Origin of the sequence: Blautia sp. AM23-13AC (assembly GCF_003435675.1) — a bacterium.
Lineage (GTDB): Bacteria > Bacillota > Clostridia > Lachnospirales > Lachnospiraceae > Fusicatenibacter > Fusicatenibacter saccharivorans.
In genome coordinates this window covers 72788-92608 of record NZ_QTUL01000001.1, presented here as the reverse complement: position 1 = coordinate 92608, position 19821 = coordinate 72788, and the positions used below count along the sequence as shown (strand labels likewise).

The following is a 19821-nucleotide window of genomic DNA, read 5'->3' as shown; positions in this document are numbered from 1 at the left end:
GAAAACAGATGAGACAATTGATTGTTCGTTTTTTGAATGTCGCTGTCATTGCTGCTGTTCTGATCGGCTACAATACCGTACTCGATAAAAGAGACAAAGAGGATCAGATCGCGCGGCTCTCGGCAGAGCTTGAGACGACCCAGCTTCAGAAGGAAAATCTGCAGGCCGCAGCAGCTGCATCCAACACGGCGGATACGGCCGCAAGTGAAGCAGCAGAAGCAGAAGGGCAGTACGTGGACGGTACGTATGACGGTGAAGCTGACGGCTTCGGCGGCACCATTGCAGTTGAAGTAACCGTAGAGGGCGGCCAGATTACCGATCTTGCCATCACATCCGCCGACGGCGAGGACAGTGCGTATCTGTCAAACGCGGAGGCGATCATTCCAAAGATTATTGAGGCACAGTCCGCCGATGTTGATACGATCAGCGGAGCAACATTCAGCTCCACCGGTATCAGAAATGCGGCGCAGGAAGCAATAGAAAAGGCGGAGAAATAACATGAAAAATTTAGATCTATCCACATTACCGGCAAAGAAGAGAAAACAGATCGTTTCCTGCCTGCGTGCCGGAATCCAGCTTTTATATTTCCTGTTTCTTCCGTCAGTATTTACCGCTGCATTTAACGGAGTGAAATACATTTTTACGCAGCTTGGACAGGGTGAAAAAATTGAGATGACCGCGTTTGTGTCGGCTCTGCTCCTTGTCTGTGCATTTACGATCGTATTCGGAAGATTTTTCTGCGGTTTTGCATGCGCTTTTGGAAGTCTGGGGGATGCAATGCACGCAATTTATGGTATAATCTGTAAGAAACGTAAAAAGAAGCCCAGACGCATCAAACCGGAACTGGCAAAAAAACTGGCGCTGGTCAAATACGGCATTCTGCTTCTGATTGCTCTTTGCTGCTTTGCAGGAGTTTATCAGAAAGCAAGAGGAACAAGCCCGTGGGATGTCTTTTCCATGCTGCATGCGGGAAATTTCCGACTTTCCTCTTATATTCCAGGCATTGTTCTTCTGGTGCTGATCCTGGTCGGCATGTTCTTTGAGGAGCGCTTTTTCTGCCGTTTCCTGTGCCCAATGGGAGCTGTCTTTTCTCTGCTTCCGATCCTGCCGTTCTTTACTCTGCACCGGAAACGCGAAAACTGCATCCGCGGCTGCAGCGCCTGCACGAGACAGTGCCCGTCAGCGGTGGAACTGCCATCCGATGGATACGTGGAGATCTCCGGCGACTGTTTCCAGTGCCAGAAATGTATTGATACGTGTCCGAAAGGTAATATCCGCTGCGGGGTAAAGGAATTTCACGGAAATGAAATCCTCTTTACGCTGTTCCGTGCTGTATTCCTGCTGACACTGCTGTTATGGGCTGGCATCTGATTCAGAATAAGGAAAACTATATGAAGAAAAAAGATCTGATTCTGGCAGGCGCCGTTCTGCTCCTGGCTGGAATCCTTTCCCTGGCGCTTCGGCTGCCGAAAACGGAAAATGGAAATACCATGAAAGTCACGGTGGACGGCGAAGTCTACGGAACGTATTCACTCGCAGAAAATCAGACCGTGAAAATTCAGACGGGTCACGGAACGAATGTCCTGGTGATCGAAAACGGAAGTGTCCATATGGAAGAAGCTGACTGCCCGGACGGCTACTGCAAAAGACAGGGTACGATTTCCCGGGTAAATGAGACGATCGTGTGCCTGCCGCATAAGCTGGTTGCGGAGGTAGAAAGTGACGGATCCACAACGGACGACGCCGACGATGCGCCGGATGTGATTGTAAAATAATACCAGCTTAGAAGAAAGGAATTGGAATTTATGAGAGACAGCCGCACTGCAAGCAGAAAAATTGCCTTATGCGCCATGCTGATGGCACTTGCCATGATCTTCAGTTATGTGGAGGTACTGATCCCGATCAACCTCGGTGTTCCTGGAATCAAACTCGGCATTGCCAATCTGGTTGTAGTCGTCGGCCTCTTTTTCCTTCCGGCAGGGGAAGTCCTGATGATTTCCGTCGCCCGCATTCTTCTGATGGGGTATCTGTTCGGAAATGGAATGTCCATCCTTTACAGCCTTGCCGGCGGGCTTTTGAGCTTTCTTGTGATGCTTCTGCTGAAACACATCAAGGGCTTTAGTATCACCGGCGTAAGTATTGCAGGAGGCGTGACGCACAATGTCGCGCAGATCTGCGTGGCGGCTCTCGTGGTGCAGAACCGCAAACTGTTCTATTATCTGCCGGCGCTTCTCGTGGCCGGAGTCATCACCGGAATGCTGATCGGAATCCTTTCGGACCGCATTCTTTCTGCGGTAAAACGCGAGGGACGAAAGAGTTCTTCGCGGTGAAAACTCCATAAGTTCTTCGCGGTGAAAACTCCATATCTACGGAATTTTTTCTGTGTGGGAACGAAAATCATCCCACAAACTTCACAGTATCGGATCATTAAATAGTAAAAATACTCAATAAGCAGAATCTGTGCCTCTTTTGAGAAAAAATAATCAGTTAAGAGTTAGACAAAACGATCAAAAATTAGTAGAATAATCTACGGTTAGTTAAAACAATTATTGATTAGTGAAAACTAATATAATAATGAAGGACAGTTTTGCCCCTGTTTTTCCTGCAAAACTGTGGAAAAGGAAAAAGGAGGAAGTTATGATCAAAAGAAAAGAACTTCAGAAAAAATCATTAGCAGCCGTAATGGCAGCTTCCATGACCATGAGCCTGCTCCCGGGAACCGCACTGGCGGATGCTACAAGTGGCGTGCTGGCAGATGGCACTTATGAGTCTACGGCTCATGTTACCAGAACTGCAGAAGACGATGAGGATGAGAATGCATGGGATGAATATGACGTTAATGTCAAAATCACAGTTGCAGACGGTAAGTTTTCTGATATTGCAGTAACACCTGGTTCTGGATACAATACAGAAAATGCTACATATTTTAAAAAAGCAGCTACAAACAGCAAAGGATTCAAAACGAAACTTCTTGGAAAAGATGCAACGATTGAAAACATTGAAGGATGGGATATTGTATCGGGTGCAACCAGAACTTCGAATGCAGTAAAAACCGCGGCTCTTGCAGCAACCCAAAAAGCAACCCCGACTCCAGAAGCAGTAGACACCACAGCACTTGAAAAAGCAATCGCAGATGCCGAAGCATTAAAGGAAGCTGACTACACCGCAGACTCCTGGAAAGCTGTCCAGACTGCTCTTACCGCAGCAAAATCTGCTCTTTCTGCAAAAGAATCCCAGAGCGCTGTTGATACCGCGAAAGATGCGCTGAATACTGCAGTAAAAGGCCTTGTTAAAGCACCGACTCCGACGGCGACCCCGACAGCAACGCCAACCGCAACCCCAACGGCGACCCCGACCGAGACTCCAACTGAGCAGGTGGCTTACGTTCTGATGAACATTCCGTATGATGAATTTTATGCTGCAGATGTAAACAACTCTGTTCCAGTGGATGTATTTTCTTCCGCAACGAAGAGCAAAACAAGAACAGCCACTCTTGCCGGTGGTTCTTATCATACCAATGCAGATGGAAGTGCAATCAATGGAATTACCTTCCCGGTTAAAGTAACAGGAGTGGATCTTTCCAAATTTAAGAAAGTAACAGATTCTGACTCTGTAAGTATTACAGTAACAAACCGTGGTCAGACATCTACACAGACATACACTGGAAAAGACGCCTTATTTGAAAACTCAGACTATGCATATTATGTATTAAGCGAAGTACCTTCTTACTACAAAGAAGCAACGGTAAATGCAGATGGCTCTCTTTCTTTTGGAAAAACAGTTGGAACTGCAATTGAACTGACCAATGTATCTCCGGAATTTATGACTGAATCAAAATATGGAGATTATCAGCTGGATCTCGACGGACTGGAGAACACGATTGATGTTGGAACCGATCAGATCTATGGTGTTATTGTCAGCACGAAAGAAGGCAATGACTATGGTATGCGTCATGTGGAAAATATCTGGCGCGGAACAGAGCTGGCATGGTCAACTGGATTTACAACACAGGTACATGGATGCCTGACTTCTTCTGCACATTACAAGAGCATGATGGGACAGCATATCAATAAGGTTACTTATTATACCAGCAAAGGAATCTACACGATTCCAGTGAATGATATTTTTGTTCCAACAAAATTTGAGGCAAGTGTATCCGTAGAAGACGCTTCTCTTTCCGCTGGAAAGACAACGATGACCGTAACCGGACTTCCGGCTGATTATGATGCAGAATATTCCGTAGATGGTCTGGATGGATTTGCAGTAGACGGAAATACCATTTCTTATTCCGCAAATGCGAAAAAAGGAATGTATACTCTGACGATTCATGATAAAAAAGGTGTTTATGCAGATCTGACACAGAGCTTTACTCTGTATACAGATGCAATGCCGGCTGCTTACAACGAAAAAGGAAGTGCTCCGGCGCTTGTAAAAGCAGAGAATGCATCAGAAGATGACTTTGCTGATTATATCAAGAACATCACTTCGGTAAAAGTAAATGGAAAAGAATATGCAGCAACTGGAAAACGGAAAACAATTCTGATCAAAGAAGACGGTACGCTTGATCTGACAGCTGCCGCTTTTGCAGAAGGAAATAAATTTGAAATCGAAGTAACTGCAACAGGTTACAAGACGCTTTCCTTTACTTATGAGAAGAAAGAAACAACATATAAATATGTATATGCAGGTCTTACCTGGGCTGAATATTGGGCAGCAGAAGGAGTTCAGGCGGCAGGAAGCGACGCTGGTTCGGATGAAACTGACAGTCGCGAAGAAAGTGATAAAGGCGCTTTTGATGTTGTAACCCGTGCGACTACAAACCATGGACTGCACAGAGGAAGCTTCCAGTGCGCAGCGACTATCTACATGAAAGATGGCACAACCTATGATGTAGCATATTATACCGCAGCAACCACGGCAGTTCTGACGAACGGCGAGACCGTAACTTACGATAAGAGCCAGATTGATCATTATGAAGTAAAAGGTCTGAAATATGTGCCTGTAAAAGTTTCGGAAGATGATTACGAAGATTTCTGCAAAAAGTATGTTGTGGTAGAAAACGGCGGAACACTTTCCGGTGGATTTTCTGAAAATAAACTGCAGAGCTATACAGGCCTGGTTGCAGATGTAACAGAAAACACAAACGGTCTGAAGATAGCAGTGAAAAATGCAGATGGAAGCTTCTCCTTCTCTGCAGGAACAACAGGAAGTGAATCCGGAATCAAAGATCAGGCGCTGAAGACAGCTCCGGATGCTGAGACCGTAGGACTGACCGTGAAAGAAGCCAATGGTTCTTATGGAGAATTCCTTCGCGTAGATTTAACGGGAGATTACGGCGATCTGGCTGCTAATCTGCAGACCGTAACCTGGACTTATTACGGTGATGATTCCACTTATACGAATGCAAAAGCAACGTATGGAACAAAATTCGCAGCAGATAACTGGATGCATAAAGTAATGGGAATCCAGCTTGGCCTTACCGATTCCCTGCGCTGCACTTTACCGGAGGGAACGGATGGAACCGGTTATTGGAAGATTACGATTCATGCACTTGGCTATGCAGATGCTTCCTACACTTTTGAAGCAACCAAAGCGAATATTGTAGGAGCTGATCCGGTAGAGAGCACAGCAGCACTGGAAGAGGCAATTGCAAAGGCAGATGCACTGAATAAAGATCTTTACACGGAAACTTCCTGGAATAATATGCAGACAGAACTGGCAGAAGCAAAAGAAGCATTGGAGAAAAAACAGAGCCAGGGAACCGTAGACGAAGCAACAGAGCATCTGAATGCAGCAATCGAAGCACTTCAGTCCCAGTATGTATTAATGAACATTCCGTATGCTGAGTTCTATCAGGCAGAGGTTCATAACGATATTCCAGTAGATGCATTTACTTCCGCAACCAAGAACAAAACAAGAACAGCCTCCCTTTCTGGCGGATCTTACCATGTGAATGCAGACGGAAGCGATATTACAGGTATCACCTTCCCAGTAAAAGTAACAGAGGGTATGGATCTGAGCAAATACACGAAAGTGACAGATGAGGATTCTGTAGAAATCACCGTTACCAACCGTGGACAGACATCCACCACAACGTATACCGGAAAAGATGCACTGTATGAGAATGCAAGCTATGCATATTACACTTTACATGAGGTTCCGTCTTATTACAAAGAAGCATCTGTAGATGCAGACGGCAATGTAACCTTTGGTGCTGTTCAGGGAACCGAGACAGCAAAGCTGGAAAATGTAACGGCAGAGCTCTCCACTAACAGCAAATACGGTGATTATCAGCTGGATCTGGATGGTCTTACTGATACCATCAAAGCAGGCGAAGATACCGTATATGGTGTTGTTGTCAGCACAAAAGAGGGCAACGATTACGGAATGCGTCATCTGGAGAATATCTGGAGAGTGTCTAAGCTGGCATGGAGCACTGGATTTACCACAAGCGTTCATAATTGCCCGACTTCTTCTGAACATTACAAGAGTATGATGGGACAGACCATCAACAAAATTACCTATTACACCAGCAAGGGAATTTACGAAGTCGACGCAGATGTATATGTACCGGTTAAGTTTGCATATGAATTTTCTGTAGAGAATGCGTCTGTCACATCTGGAAATGCTTCTGTTAAACTGGAAGGCCTGCCGGATGATTACGATGCTGTCTATACAGTAGAAGGTCTGACGGGAACCGTGTCCGGTGATACTCTGTACTTCAAGAATGCAGAGAAAGGTTCTTATACATTGACTGTCAGCGATAAGAATGGTAAATATGCAGATCTTTCCGCAGACTTTATCCTTTACACGGAAGAGATGCCGGCAGCATTTAACGAAGATACGACAACACCGGGTCTGCTTAAGAACGGGGATGCAACAGATGAAGAGTTTGCAGATTATCTGAAGAACATTACCTCTGTTACTGTAAATGGAAAAGCATATGCAGCAAGCGGAAGAGGAGCTGTTGTACTGTTCAATGAGGATGGTTCCTTAAAGACAGATGCAGCACCGTTCGCAGAGGGCGATTCCTTTGAAATTACAGTTTCTTCACTGGGATATCAGGATCTTAGCTTCACCTGGAAGAAATCAGCAGAAGAGCCGACTCCTACTCCTACAGAGACCCCAACCGTAACCCCGACCGTAACCCCAACTGAGACTCCGACGGTTACACCTACAACAGCACCAACCACAACCCCGACGACTGCTCCTACCACAATACCTACAACGCAGCCGACGAAGACCCCGACAAGCACCCCGAAAGCAACATCTACTCCGCTTGCAAGTAATAAAGTATCCAATACCTCTACTTCCAAGAAGAGCGATAATGCAAAGACCGGTGATGCTACCAACATCTGGGGATGGGTAAGCATGGCAGTTGCATCTCTTGGCGCTGGCGGACTTGGATTCAAACTCCGCGGCAGAAAGAAAAAAGACGACGAAGAGTAATTCAGAACGAAATGACTGAGAAATTCTTCTGACATAAGAAATCACAGAAACCTCTGTTCCAGCTTTTCTGGCGGAGGTTTCTGCCGTTTCGAGAAGTAAAAAAAGTGATTCTTTTTTTGTAAAAAACAAAAAATTAAGTGTTCACACAACTCCCAATTCATGCGATAATAATACTGTATTTTTTGCACATGCAGCATAATGGAGGTGACTGAAAAAATATGACAGCAAAACTGTTGGAAAAACATATTACCGATACGATTCGGGAATGGCAGGTGAAGATCGGCTATGAGGGCGGTACGATGAAGCTCTACTACCCGGCGGAGTCCCTGCGCCGTTCCCTCTCTTTAGACGAAACAGAAGACCTGGATGCGGCACTTGCCGCGTTCTGTAAGGAAGTACAGCTGCGTTTTGGAACACTTGCGATTTCAGCGGTCAAGGACCGCTACTGCATGGAAATCCCGGAGGAGGGATGTTCTTATATCGAGCGGAAAATTCCTGTTCCGGAGCTCCTGCAGAACCTTCTGCAGGTGATCACAACGCCTGGAAACACAATGGAACAGGTTCGAAACTGCTTTTCTTCCTATGCAGAGAAAATGCATACTACCGTGGAAGAAAACGCATCCGAGGAGCATGAGATGGGCCATGTATTTTCTTTTTCAGACCCGTCTGTAGATGAATACTGTTACTGTGTCGAAGAAAATGAATTCGGCCTGACGTATCACCGTTTTTCACGGGAAGATTACGAGGCTTTATAAATAAAAGGAGGATATACACCATGGAATTTACAAAACTGCTGGAAGAAAGAAGAAGCATCCGCGCGTTTGATCCGGAGAAACACGTAACGGCAGAGCAGATCCAGGAGATCGTACAGGCAGCGATTCAGGCACCATCCTGGAAAAACTCACAGACAACACGGTACTATGCCCTTGTAACACCGGAGAAAGTCGAAGAATTTTCCGCAAAATGCCTTCCAGAATTCAATCAGAAGAGTTCAAAGGGAGCCGCACTTGTCGTAACAGCATTCGTAAAAGACCGCTCCGGCTTCACGCAGGACGGAACACCGGACAATGAAGTCGGAAACGGCTGGGGCTATTACGATCTCGGCCTGCACGACGAAAACCTGATCCTGCGCGCAAGAGAACTTGGCCTTGATACTCTGATTATGGGAATCCGTGATGAGAAAGCTATCCGTGAAGCCCTCTCCATTCCGGAGAATGAGCTCCTTGGTGCTGTCATTGCTGTCGGCTACCGTGCCATTAACCCGGACAAGCCGAAACGTAAAACCGTGGACGATATCTTAAAACTGTTCTAAATCCGGCGCATCCGTGTGAAGACGTGCGCGGTACTTTCCAGGCGGGAATCCAAAGAACCGGGAAAACTGCTTGCTGAACGCATAGACATCGCCATATCCGACAAGACCGGCAATTTCCTTCATCGGTACGCCGCCCTCGAGAAGAATACGGGCCTGCTCCATTCTCTTCCTGGTGCGGTACCGTGCAGGAGAGACGCCGGTCTGTTTTTTAAATACTTTTCGAAACGTCTCATAACCGATCTGGAGTGACCGGGCAAGCTCTTCGAGAGAAATTTCTTCATCAAGATTCTGCGAGAGCATATCGCAGGCGGCCTCGATCGGATCCCGCTGCAGATTCACCCGGTGCGCATGGTAGCCGTACATTCGCAGAATCTCTTTTTCCATCTCCGGAATCCGCAAAGGCAGCAGACTGTCCGGTGTGGCCTTTAACGACTGCAGAAGCTTCTGATACCGCTCGAGATCGCCGGGAAGCAGCTCTGCCTTTAACATCGGCTCCCGGTTCAGAACCGAAAGCGAGCAGAAAAAATCAAAAAACGGTTTCCCAATCGAGATAAAAAATTCCAGCCATTTCCCATCGGGGTCTACGCGTGTGGAATGCGGCACACCCGGCAGACGCTGGACCAGACTTCCCGCCTGCAGCGGATAGGAGGTGCCGTCCTCGGCAATATATTCCCCGCTCCCGCGCAGCAGCACGAAACAGCTGTAATACTCGTTCGAAAAATGATACTGCGAGCGGTCCGCTGTCTCTTTCCGCATAAAACCGCACGCCAGAATCCCGTTCTTCATTTCATTTCCAATACAGCGATAGATAACATCGCTCTTTTCTATTTTTGCAAGCAGATATTCCGGTATCATACGACTTCTCCTTTGCTTTCCCATTTTGGATAAAAGAAACACCAGATCAACTATTTCTCATCCGCGTGCAGTGTTTTATACTGAATCATAAGATAACTGCATGAATCTTTTGAAAATCCACAGATGTATTATATCACAGGAAAGCAAAAAAGGAACACCAATCTGGATAAAAAGAAGAGAGGCAGTCGGAAAATGCGAAAGCAAAGACAAGGAGGGTTTCAAGAACATGAGACAGACAAGAGACTGGGAAAATCAGTATATAACGCAGAAAAATCGTTATCCGATGCATACGCCGTACGGTGCGTATGAGACGGTAGAGCAGGCGCTCGCCGGAAATCGGAACGCGTCCCGCTTTGTAATGGATCTGAACGGAGACTGGAAATTCAAAATGTATCCGTCACCGGAAGCGGTGGAAGCATTTTATGAAGAGAATTTCGATCACGCAGCATGGGATACGATTCCGGTGCCGTCCAACTGGGAATTGCAGGGATATGGAAAGCCGGTTTACACCAATATGCTGTATCCGTTCAAACGGGAGGCAAACGGCGAAGCATTTGAGATCGAGATTATCGAAGGCACCTACGAGCTGAATGCGCCGTACGTACCGGAGAAAAATCTGACTGGCTGCTATTTCAGAACCTTTGAGGTTCCAACAGACTATATCGGCCGACAGCTTCTCATCGATTTCGGCGGTGTGGAGTCCTGCTTCTATCTCTGGGTCAACGGAAAACAGGTGGGGTATTCCCAAGACAGCAAAGTGAACGCGGAATTTGACATCACCGAATATGTGCAGGAGGGAACGAACACCCTCGCCGTACAGGTAATGCGCTACTGTGACGGTACTTACCTGGAAGATCAGGATTACTGGCATCTGTCCGGTATCTACCGCGATGTCCGCCTCGTATCGAAACCGGTGCAGCACATCCTGGACTATAAGGCAGAGACACTGTTCACACACCCGGATTACACGAAAGCTACTCTCTCTGTCACGATCTGGCCGGACAACTCCAAACCGCTGTACGGCGAGTATCATGCCAAAGTGACGCTGTATGACGAAGAACAGAACAAAGTAACCGAGATGGCTTCGAGAACGTTTGCTGAGTGCGGCTTCTATCTGATGCCGAAATTCATCGCAACCGTTACTGCTCCGGTAGAGAACCCGGCACTCTGGACTGCAGAGACTCCGACACTTTACACCCTCGTTGTCGAGCTGCAGAACAAAGAGAATGAGACGGTTGATATCGAGAGCTGCAAGGTCGGCTTCCGTCAGGTGGAAATCAACAGCCGCGGTGTTCTGACCCTGAATGGCAAACGCCTTGTGATCCGAGGTGTTGACCGCCACGATTTTTGCGCCGAGACGGGACGTACCGTTTCTGAGGAGCAGATGCGAAAAGAAATTGCTGTGATGAAACGCCTGAATTTCAACGCTGTTCGTACCAGCCATTATCCGAATTCCGTGAAATGGTATGATCTGTGTGACGAGCTCGGCATTTACCTTGTCGATGAGACAAATCTTGAGACGCACGGTTACGGCGGACAGCTCAGTGCATCCGCTGAGTGGACAGCCGCTTATCTGGAGCGTGCAACCCGTATGGTACTGCGTGATAAAAACCATCCTTCCATCGTCTTGTGGTCCCTTGGAAATGAATCCGGTGCCGGGGCGAATCATGCCGCGATGCACGGCTGGATCCGCGAATACGACAAGACAAGATACGTTCAGTATGAGTCCGGCAACCCAAAGAGTAATATTTCCGACGTTATCTGCCCAATGTATCCGACGATGAGCTGGCTTGAGGATGTGATGGCAGACGATTCCGATCTCCGCCCGTTCATCATGTGCGAATATGCGTATGCAAAGAGCAACAGCAACGGAAACTTCAGGGAGTTCTGGGACTATGTCAATAAATACCCGCGTTTCCAGGGCGGCTTTATCTGGGATTTCGCGGACAAGGCGATTGCGATCCACGAGGAGGACGGAAATATCAAATACGGCTACGGCGGAGCGTTCGGAGAGGATGTGACCGATCCGGTTCCGGATATGTGTCTGAATGGTGTTGTCTTTGCCGATCTTTCCTATAAACCGGGCGCCTATGAGGTGAGAAACGGCCAGTCCCCGGTTACGATTGAGCAGGTGAAAAATCCATATACCGGCGAAACTATATGGGTGCTGGCAAACCGCTACCATACCCTCGATCTTTCTCATCTGCAGGTGCGTTATGAAATTGTGCAGAACGGCGAAACGCTTGCCAAAGGCAGCTATCCGACATTTTACACGGCAGCCGGAACAACAGAGACGCTTCCGGAGCTTCCGGCGAAACTGCATGGCGAGGCGTATGTAAATTATTACGTTGAGCTTGCCCAAGATACCTTCTATGCACCGGCGGGAACAGAACTATACCGCCGTCAGATTCCGGTTACTACAGGTGTTTATCTGGCAGACGAGAAAACGATTGTGGAGAAACCACTGACCGTAGCGGAGGATGAAAATCATGTTCGCATCACCGGCGAAGAGACCGAAATTATCTTTGATAAAAAGACAGGTGAATTTACCAGATATCAGGCAAAGAGCGTTTCTTTTATGACCGGCGGAAAAGATGAATTTTATCGTGCCCCAACCGGTATTGATGAGGGAACCCATGAAAGTGATTACGATGATATCTGGCGCGCGGAAGGTCTGGATCGTCTGAAAAAGAAAGTACAGTCAGTATCGGCTGTCAGTGCCGGAAATCAGGTGCTTCTTGAAGTGCAGGCTTCCTATACCGCGGAGCCGGACAACGCAGTACTCTTTACCGCTCATACTCTGTATCGCATCGGCAGTGAGGGAATGGAGCTGAAAAACGAAGTAACAAACAACAGCGGCCTTGAGACCATCGCAAGAGTCGGACAGTCGTTCTGCCTTCCTGCAGCGTTTGATACGCTCAGCTGGTATGGAAAAGGACCATGGGAGACGTATGCAGACCGAAAGGACGCAGCTTTTACCGGATTTTACACATCTTCTGTAGCAGAACAGCACGTTCCGTTTGTAGTACCTTGCGAATGCGGTGGCCATGAGGATACGCGATTTGCCGTTCTTTCAGATGGAACACATACCGTTCAGATTGTAGGCAGTGATGATTTCCATTTCAGTGCGCTTCCATATTCTATGGCAGAATATCGAAAAGCCGCATATGAGGAAGAACTTCCGGAGCATACGACAGGAACCTGGCTGATCCTGGATGCAGCACACGCAGGCCTTGGCGGAGATACCGGCTGGACGAAAAACATCCATCCGGAATATCGCGTATGCAAGGGAAGATATAGCTATACGTTCCGTTTCCATTTCGCATAAAAGAAAGAAATCGGCCAACTGTTTATTTTTCGGAAGGCAGACGGCCGATTTTATTTGCTCATTCGCAGCCATCATGAAAAGTTTTGCTTCGCAAAAGGAGAACTGCACACGCCTGAAGCACTTTTTTGCGCACCGGAGCAGCAATCATTTTGCCTGTTTTATTTAGTAGCGTTAATAATAAATACTTGACAATTTATAAGGAGTGGTGTAGGGTAAAGGTGTCAAAGGAATTTCACCGGATCGGGTGTAATTCCGTTCACTATCCTATACGAAAAGAAGAGGTATTCATGATGAAAGAATTAAAGCCAATCAAAGAGGGTAAGGTACGCGAGATTTATGATAACGGCGACAGCCTGATCATGGTAGCAACCGACCGTATTAGCTGTTTTGATGTCATTCTGAACAATGTGGTAACAAAAAAAGGTACCGTTCTGACCCAGATGTCCAAATTCTGGTTCGATCTGACAGAAGACATCCTTCCGAATCATATGATCTCTGTAGACGTAAAAGACATGCCGGAATTTTTCCAGCAGGAGAAATTTGACGGAAACAGCATGATGTGCCGTAAGCTGGAAATGCTTCCTATCGAGTGCATTGTCCGCGGCTACATTACCGGAAGCGGCTGGGCAAGCTATCAGAAAACAGGAAAAGTATGTGGCATCGAGCTTCCGGAAGGATTAAAAGAATCTGACAAGCTTCCTGAGCCAATCTACACTCCGTCCACAAAGGCTGAAATCGGAGATCATGACGAAAATATCTCTTATGAGCAGAGCATCGCCCATCTGGAAAAATACTTCCCGGGAAAAGGAGCCGAGTATGCAGAGAAGCTTCGCGACTACACCATCGCTCTGTATAAAAAATGTGCTGATTATGCTTTAAGCAAAGGCATTATCATTGCAGACACAAAATTTGAGTTTGGTCTTGATGAAAACGGAAATATCGTAATCGGCGACGAGATGCTGACTCCGGACAGCTCCCGCTTCTGGCCTGCAGACGGTTATGAACCAGGCCATGGTCAGCCATCTTTTGACAAACAGTTCGCGCGCGACTGGCTCAAAGCCAACGATGGAAACCACGACTGGACTCTGCCGCAGGAAATCGTAGACAAGACGATCGAGAAATATCTTCAGGCATATGAGATGCTGACAGGAAAACCGCTGGCATAAAGAACATCATAGTGTTAAAAAGCTACAGGAGGCAGGTTCTGCCTCCTGTTTTTGCATATTTTGTGATAAGATCAGATGATAATCTGATACTCAAATGCGTGAAACATGTGATATAATGGGAAGAAAGACAGGATGCGAAGGAGGAAACACGATATGAAAATTGCTGCTGCAATTGAAAAAATGACAGATTTTTATAAGGGAAATATTCATGATATTTATCATTTTCTGAAGGTATGGGCCTTTGCAAAGAACATCGGCGAGGCGGAAGGACTGGATCCAAAAACACAGGAAACGCTGGAGATGGCAGCTGTTGTCCATGATATTGCCTGCCCGCTGTGTCGGGAAAAATACGGAAATACCAGCGGAAAGCATCAGGAAGAGGAAAGTGCGCCGCTCGTTGCAGAATTTTTCAAAGATGTACCGGCAGGAGAACTGGATGTCGAACGCATCACATGGCTGGTTACGCATCATCATACCTATACAAATGTAGAGGGAATGGATTACCAGATCCTGCTGGAAGCCGATTTTCTGGTCAATGCCGGCGAGAGCGAATATTCAAAACAGGCGATTGAAAATTTCTGCAGAAAAGTATTTCGGACGGAAGCGGGAACGCATCTGTTGAAGAGTATGTTTCCGGAGAAGGAATAAGGTCATGAAGTGTGACATCCTCCCCCACCTCTACAGGTGGTGGAGGATGTCACTTTTACAGCAGGACAGCCGGGGTCATTTAACCTTTATGGCGGTCAACCGGGAGATCCCGAAGTATCTGGATGCTACCTTATGGAACAGGGGATTTGTGGATACAAACGGCAAATACTATGAGCTTTGGAATGCGCAGGCACAGTATTATACGGAGTAAAATTTTGGCAATCTGTCGGCAGAAGCCATTCACAGAGAGATTGACGGTACACTGAAACGGCTGGGAACAGATTATCTGGATCTGTATATCATTCACCGTTTTGACTACGAAACTCCGATTGAGGAAACAATGGAAGCCCTGAATGTATGACCGCACTGGCATGGCAATGGGCGAAGGGAGTCAGCTCCCCGATTATCGGTGCGACCAAGGCGGCAATTGTTTCGTAAAAAATTATGGCATGTAAAACGCCGTCAGACTTGTTGTAGTCTGACGGCGTTTTGCGTTAGGAAGCTCTTTGAAGAAACATCTATATTATTTCGTTTCCTGTCCCGCTTTCTTCCGGAACAGTTCTTTTCCACAGCTGATGACAATGATGACACCAAGAACCATCAGCAGAATGGCGATGATGAGCTGCAGTCCCTCAACGAGGAAGACAGCGGTTCCTGCTCCATACGCTTTTACAAGTGCGATGACACGCTCTACCAGTGCGGTAAAGGTGACGCAGAGCATGATGATAAGCGGCGGGAACAGGGTTCTGTTTTCACGGCCGGTGACTTTCAGGAAGACACAGAGCGTGATCAGAACGAGTGCACTCAGCATCTGGTTTGCACTTCCGAACAGCGGCCAGATATTGGCATATCCGATCTGAGTCAGGATGTAGCCGCAGAGCAGAGTAACAATGGTAGAGAAATATTTATTGCAGAGCAGCTTTCTCCATCCGGCAGCATGTTCCATATCATCGACAGTGAACAGTTCCTGGAAGGACATACGGCCGATTCGTGCAACGGAGTCAAGACTGGTAAGTGCCAGCGCCGATACACACATAGTCATGAAGCACTGTGCTCCGTATACCGGGATGCCGAACATTTCCAGAAATCCGGCAACACCGGAAGAAAAGATCGCAAATGGCGTTCCGACAGCAGCCGTACCGTCTGCAGAAGCAGCAGCACCGGCAACGCAGAGGGCGAGGACGGCAAGCAGGCTCTCCAGAACCATAGCTCCGTATCCGACTTTCTGCATATCTTTTTCATTCGCAATGGTTTTCGAAGAGGTTCCAGACGATACCAGGCTGTGGAATCCGGAAACAGCACCACAGGCAACGGTGACAAACAGGATCGGGAACAGATCTCCGGATGCCGCATTGTGGAAACCGGTGTACATTGGAAGATTCATTTTCGGGTGTGCAACAACAAGTCCGACAACAGCGCCAAGGATCATGCCGGCAAACATAAAGGTTGTCATAAAGTCACGCGGCTGCATCAGAAGCCACATCGGAAGGACAGCGGCAAGAAAGATGTAGGCAAATACCAGATAAGTCCAGGTTGCTTTGCTTGTTACAAGCGGTACATTCATGCCGATTGCAAAGGCTGCAACAGTGCAGGCAAGGCCGAGTACCATTTCTTTCCAGCCTTTCCACTGCAGTTTTTTCTGGAGCAGTCCGAAGACAACAGCAAAAGCGATAAATAGCAGGGAGATGCTTCCGGCAGCGCCGTTTACAGTTGCCTGGGCAGAAAGCTTTGTGACGCCGTCAACCGTTTCGTAAGCATTAAATGTTCCGGCAACCATATCTGCAAAGGCGGCGATAACGATCAGTGTAAAGAGCCAGCAGAAGAGAAGAAACAGTTTTTTTCCTGTTTTGCCGATGTATTTCTCAATGAGAAGTCCCATGGATTTTCCTTCGTTTTTGACACTCGCATACAGCGCACCGAAATCGGTAACAGCACCAAAGAAGATACCGCCGATCAGGATCCATAAAAGGACGGGAACCCATCCAAAGACAGCGGCCTGAATGGCACCGGTGACAGGGCCTGCACCTGCGATTGAAGAAAACTGATGGGCGAATACGGTCCATCCATCGGTAGGGACGTAATCCTGACCGTCATTTTTTGCAACGGCAGGTGTTTTTGCTTTAGGATCGATGCCCCATTTCTTTGCCAGCCAGCTTCCGTAGAAGGTATAACCTGCTATCAGACATACGGCGGCGATCAGTACAATAACCAACGTGTTCATAATAAAATTCCTCCTCGTTCAAAAATGATATTTCCAGTTTACATGGATTCCAAATGGAAAAAGAAAAGGGAAAAGGCAATTGTGTTGGTATGCTTGGAAACAAAAAAAGCTTCGTCTCCCTGACTTATGCAAGAAGACGAAGCTTTCAAAAACGCTCCGCGTTACCACTTCTAATTATCGGCTGTTTCTTTTGGTCGATCACTCAGACAAGATCCCCGATGATACACTTTCCGGTGAATCTCTTCTCTGCTAACGGTGAGAGGCCGGTCCGGACTACTTTCCATTTCTGGTTTCGTCTGTACAGCTCACAGGGGATTGTTCTTTGGGATACCTGCCATCTCGCACCAGCCGATGGTTCTCTGAAAAGGCTCACCCGAAAAATGTTGTCCTGCTCATTGCTTTTTTCTGATCCCTTTTTTCTTTTGAACACTTTGCATTATAGTCTCATTTTTCGGTTTGTCAAGCAATTTTAAAAAAAATATCATGTTTTTTCCCTGAAAATAGTAAAAATCTATTTCTTGACACAGAAAACCAAAATTTTTATAATAGAAGAAAAAGCGCAGAACCAGAAGGCTTCTGCGGAAAGGTGGTATTTTTGTATGGGGTATTATGACAAAGAACGTGTAAGGGGATTTTTGCACAATCAGGACGGTATTATTGTGAATGATTTCGGAGAAGAGGTGATTCTCCGCGGCTGGGGCATGGGAAACTGGGATAATCCGGAAGGATTTATGCTCGGCACCCAAGAGCGGCTTTGGACTGTTCGAGCCTGGAAAATATGCGCCGATGGGACGCATGGACCGTGGAAGAAGTATGGACCAGATTCTACGGGAGACCTGCGGAACGAAATATGCGGAGGAGTTCTGGAAACGCTGGAGACGGCTGTATCTGACGGAGGAGGATATTGCACTTCTCTCCAGACGCGGTTACAATTCCGTGCGTCTGCCGATCCGCGCAGGAAGCTTTCTGTATGAGGAGCCGGGGATTACGTATAATGAAGATTCCTTTGCCATGCTGAATGATGTTCTCGACTGGTGTGAGACGTATCAGGTTTATGCTGTCGTAGATTTCCATGCGGCAACGGCAGGCCAGTCCGGAATTCCGTGTGATGACGGCGTGGACAATGGACAGCATCTGTATGACGATGAAGAATCGATGGAGCGGATGTTTCTTCTGATGGAAGAGTTTATGAGAAGATACAAAGACTGCTGGATCATCGGCGCATATGACTGTATCAACGAGCCGATCTCCATGACGCCGCGCCGCGAGGAGCTGACACCGAAGCTGGTCTATTTTTACGAGGAAATGATCCGCCGCTGCAGAAAGATCGACCAGAAACACTTATTTTTGCTGAATGGTACACAGTTTTCCTCTCTTACATATTTCTTTGATCATGAGTTTGACCCGGAATACCACAACTGGGGCATCAGTCTTCATGCGTATGAGATGGTTGTTCCGGAGGTAGCTTCTCTTGCCAGCGTTCTCCGTACCTGCCGGGAACAGAAGATCTGCCTGTGGATGGGCGAGACAGGAGGAAGAAATGAGCACGCATGGCAGACAACGATGTATGAGATTCTTGCCGAGTACCACGCCGGTTATAATCTGTGGTGCTGGAAAACGGTAGAGGGAGCAGGATGTGCTTCGATTCTGAACTTTAATGTTCCGGATGAATGGCATCTGATTACCGATTATGCAATTAATGGAGCTGCAAAACCGTCCTACGAGCATGCGCAGGCCATCTGGGACAGCTACCTGGAATGCCTGGCGGTCGATAAATGCAAAGAAAATACGCAGTATCATCCTTATCTGCTTCGAGAGGGCAATTTTGAGATCCCGGCGATCGGCTACAACGCGCTGCCGATGGATTCACACCGTGGTCTTAGTGATCTTCCGAATGCTGCAGGATATCGTCTGTATGACCGGTTTGAATTGATTTATGAAAAAGGATATCATCCTGAACCGGCCGGGTTTGCCGCACCGGGTCCGATCAAACATCCGAGAGATCATGTACAGCTTCAGCTGGGAGCAGGAGAGTATGCTTCCTATACAATCCGTGAAAAAGAAACCTATACCGTTTCTGTAACTTACTGTGCAGACAAAGAGGTGAAGGTACAGGCAGCTATTCAGGGAGAGACTCTTTTTGAAGGGGTAATGCCTCCTGCCGGTGAGAAAGTAACTTCGGATGTTCATCCATATTTTGCATATGAAACAGCACCGAACACACTCGAACAGTTCACACTCGGTACCGTTACAGGAGAAGGCATTCTGAAAATAGAGGTTCTGGACGGATGTGCACGGTTCGGACAGATTGTGATTCGGAAAAGTGAAAAATAGCAGAACATAACGTTTCTTTATGAGAAATAAATAACAGATCTATCTGCCCGCAGGAATCAAAAAAATCCGACGGGCAGATTTTTTGATTTTTTTCAGTTTTCCATTGACAATTGCATCACTGGTGCTATAATAAAAACAAACATATGAATAAATGTTCATATGAACAGTGAAAATGAAAAAGGAGATCAAAAGCGATGAAGAAAACGTATAAGATCGATGTTGACTGCGCAAACTGTGCAAACAAAATGGAAGAGGCTGCAAAAAACACAGCAGGTGTAAAGGATGCTACCGTAAACTTTATGATGCTCAAAATGATCGTTGAGTTCGAAGACGGACAGGATCCAAAGAGCGTTATGCAGGATGTTCTGAAAAACTGCAAAAAAGTTGAGGATGACTGCGAGATCTTCCTCTAAAATAAAAAACTTTCATCGGCGGATGGAAGAAAAAGCTGGAGCAGAATAGATTCTAAAACCTGTCTGCGGTTCAGCTCGAGAAAAATCCAGTATTT

15 protein-coding genes and 1 pseudogene are annotated in these 19821 nt (G+C 47.0%); 14 read left to right on the top strand and 2 right to left on the bottom strand.

Annotated features, from left to right (window positions below; all coding sequences use genetic code 11):
* Nucleotides 1-8: 8 nt before the first annotated feature.
* The 7 genes from DW642_RS00390 to DW642_RS00360 all read left to right on the top strand — a co-directional run bounded on the left by DW642_RS00390 (nucleotide 9) and on the right by DW642_RS00360 (nucleotide 8761).
* Nucleotides 9-497: an FMN-binding protein gene (locus tag DW642_RS00390; RefSeq protein WP_055228158.1), complete on the top strand. Its 489-nt coding sequence runs from the start codon at nucleotides 9-11 to the stop codon at nucleotides 495-497.
* Nucleotide 498: 1 nt separating this feature from the next.
* The gene (locus tag DW642_RS00385) at nucleotides 499-1371 is read left to right on the top strand and encodes a 4Fe-4S binding protein (protein WP_117508944.1); all 873 of its coding nucleotides are present in this window, start codon (nucleotides 499-501) and stop codon (nucleotides 1369-1371) included.
* Nucleotides 1372-1391: 20 nt separating this feature from the next.
* On the top strand, nucleotides 1392-1775 hold the full coding sequence (locus tag DW642_RS00380) for a NusG domain II-containing protein (RefSeq protein ID WP_117508943.1): 384 nt from the start codon (nucleotides 1392-1394) through the stop codon (nucleotides 1773-1775).
* Nucleotides 1776-1805: 30 nt separating this feature from the next.
* Complete coding sequence (locus tag DW642_RS00375; protein WP_117508942.1) at nucleotides 1806-2330, top strand: Gx transporter family protein; 525 nt, start codon at nucleotides 1806-1808, stop codon at nucleotides 2328-2330.
* A 307-nt stretch (nucleotides 2331-2637) separates the two neighbouring features.
* Nucleotides 2638-7449 carry a penicillin-binding Tp47 domain C-containing protein gene (locus DW642_RS00370; protein WP_117508941.1) on the top strand — a complete coding sequence of 1604 codons (4812 nt, stop codon included), beginning with the start codon at nucleotides 2638-2640 and terminating at the stop codon, nucleotides 7447-7449.
* Between the two features lie 218 nt (nucleotides 7450-7667).
* The gene (locus tag DW642_RS00365; RefSeq protein ID WP_117508940.1) at nucleotides 7668-8204 is read left to right on the top strand and encodes a DUF3877 family protein; all 537 of its coding nucleotides are present in this window, start codon (nucleotides 7668-7670) and stop codon (nucleotides 8202-8204) included.
* A gap of 20 nt (nucleotides 8205-8224) precedes the next feature.
* Nucleotides 8225-8761 carry a nitroreductase family protein gene (locus DW642_RS00360; RefSeq protein WP_117508939.1) on the top strand — a complete coding sequence of 179 codons (537 nt, stop codon included), beginning with the start codon at nucleotides 8225-8227 and terminating at the stop codon, nucleotides 8759-8761.
* On the opposite strand, the gene DW642_RS00355 is transcribed toward DW642_RS00360, so the two are convergent.
* On the bottom strand, nucleotides 8747-9616 hold the full coding sequence (locus DW642_RS00355) for an AraC family transcriptional regulator (RefSeq protein ID WP_158554947.1): 870 nt from the start codon (nucleotides 9614-9616) through the stop codon (nucleotides 8747-8749). The two genes, DW642_RS00360 and DW642_RS00355, sit on opposite strands and share 15 nt — an antisense overlap.
* 226 nt (nucleotides 9617-9842) lie before the next feature.
* On the opposite strand from DW642_RS00355, the gene DW642_RS00350 reads away from it, so the two are divergent.
* The 5 genes and pseudogenes from DW642_RS00350 to DW642_RS00335 form a co-directional block, all read left to right on the top strand.
* Nucleotides 9843-12944, top strand: coding sequence for a glycoside hydrolase family 2 TIM barrel-domain containing protein (locus DW642_RS00350; protein ID WP_158554946.1), 3102 nt, complete (start codon nucleotides 9843-9845; stop codon nucleotides 12942-12944).
* A gap of 290 nt (nucleotides 12945-13234) precedes the next feature.
* Nucleotides 13235-14110 carry a phosphoribosylaminoimidazolesuccinocarboxamide synthase gene (locus tag DW642_RS00345; protein ID WP_055217859.1) on the top strand — a complete coding sequence of 292 codons (876 nt, stop codon included), beginning with the start codon at nucleotides 13235-13237 and terminating at the stop codon, nucleotides 14108-14110.
* Between the two features lie 153 nt (nucleotides 14111-14263).
* Nucleotides 14264-14758, top strand: coding sequence for an HD domain-containing protein (locus DW642_RS00340; protein WP_117508936.1), 495 nt, complete (start codon nucleotides 14264-14266; stop codon nucleotides 14756-14758).
* A 46-nt stretch (nucleotides 14759-14804) separates the two neighbouring features.
* Nucleotides 14805-14969: a hypothetical protein gene (locus DW642_RS15775; protein WP_022462877.1), complete on the top strand. Its 165-nt coding sequence runs from the start codon at nucleotides 14805-14807 to the stop codon at nucleotides 14967-14969.
* Nucleotides 14970-15113: pseudogene (locus DW642_RS00335) on the top strand (aldo/keto reductase); the annotation flags it as partial.
* 168 nt (nucleotides 15114-15281) lie between these two features.
* Here the strand turns inward: DW642_RS00335 and DW642_RS00330 are convergent.
* Entirely contained in the window at nucleotides 15282-16979 is a 1698-nt protein-coding gene (locus DW642_RS00330; protein WP_022462875.1) for a carbon starvation CstA family protein, read from the bottom strand.
* 786 nt (nucleotides 16980-17765) lie between these two features.
* Here DW642_RS00330 and DW642_RS00320 point away from each other — a divergent pair.
* Nucleotides 17766-19313, top strand: coding sequence for a glycoside hydrolase family 5 protein (locus DW642_RS00320; RefSeq protein WP_117508934.1), 1548 nt, complete (start codon nucleotides 17766-17768; stop codon nucleotides 19311-19313).
* A 194-nt stretch (nucleotides 19314-19507) separates the two neighbouring features.
* Nucleotides 19508-19726 carry a cation transporter gene (locus tag DW642_RS00315; protein ID WP_055266075.1) on the top strand — a complete coding sequence of 73 codons (219 nt, stop codon included), beginning with the start codon at nucleotides 19508-19510 and terminating at the stop codon, nucleotides 19724-19726.
* Nucleotides 19727-19821: the final 95 nt, after the last annotated feature.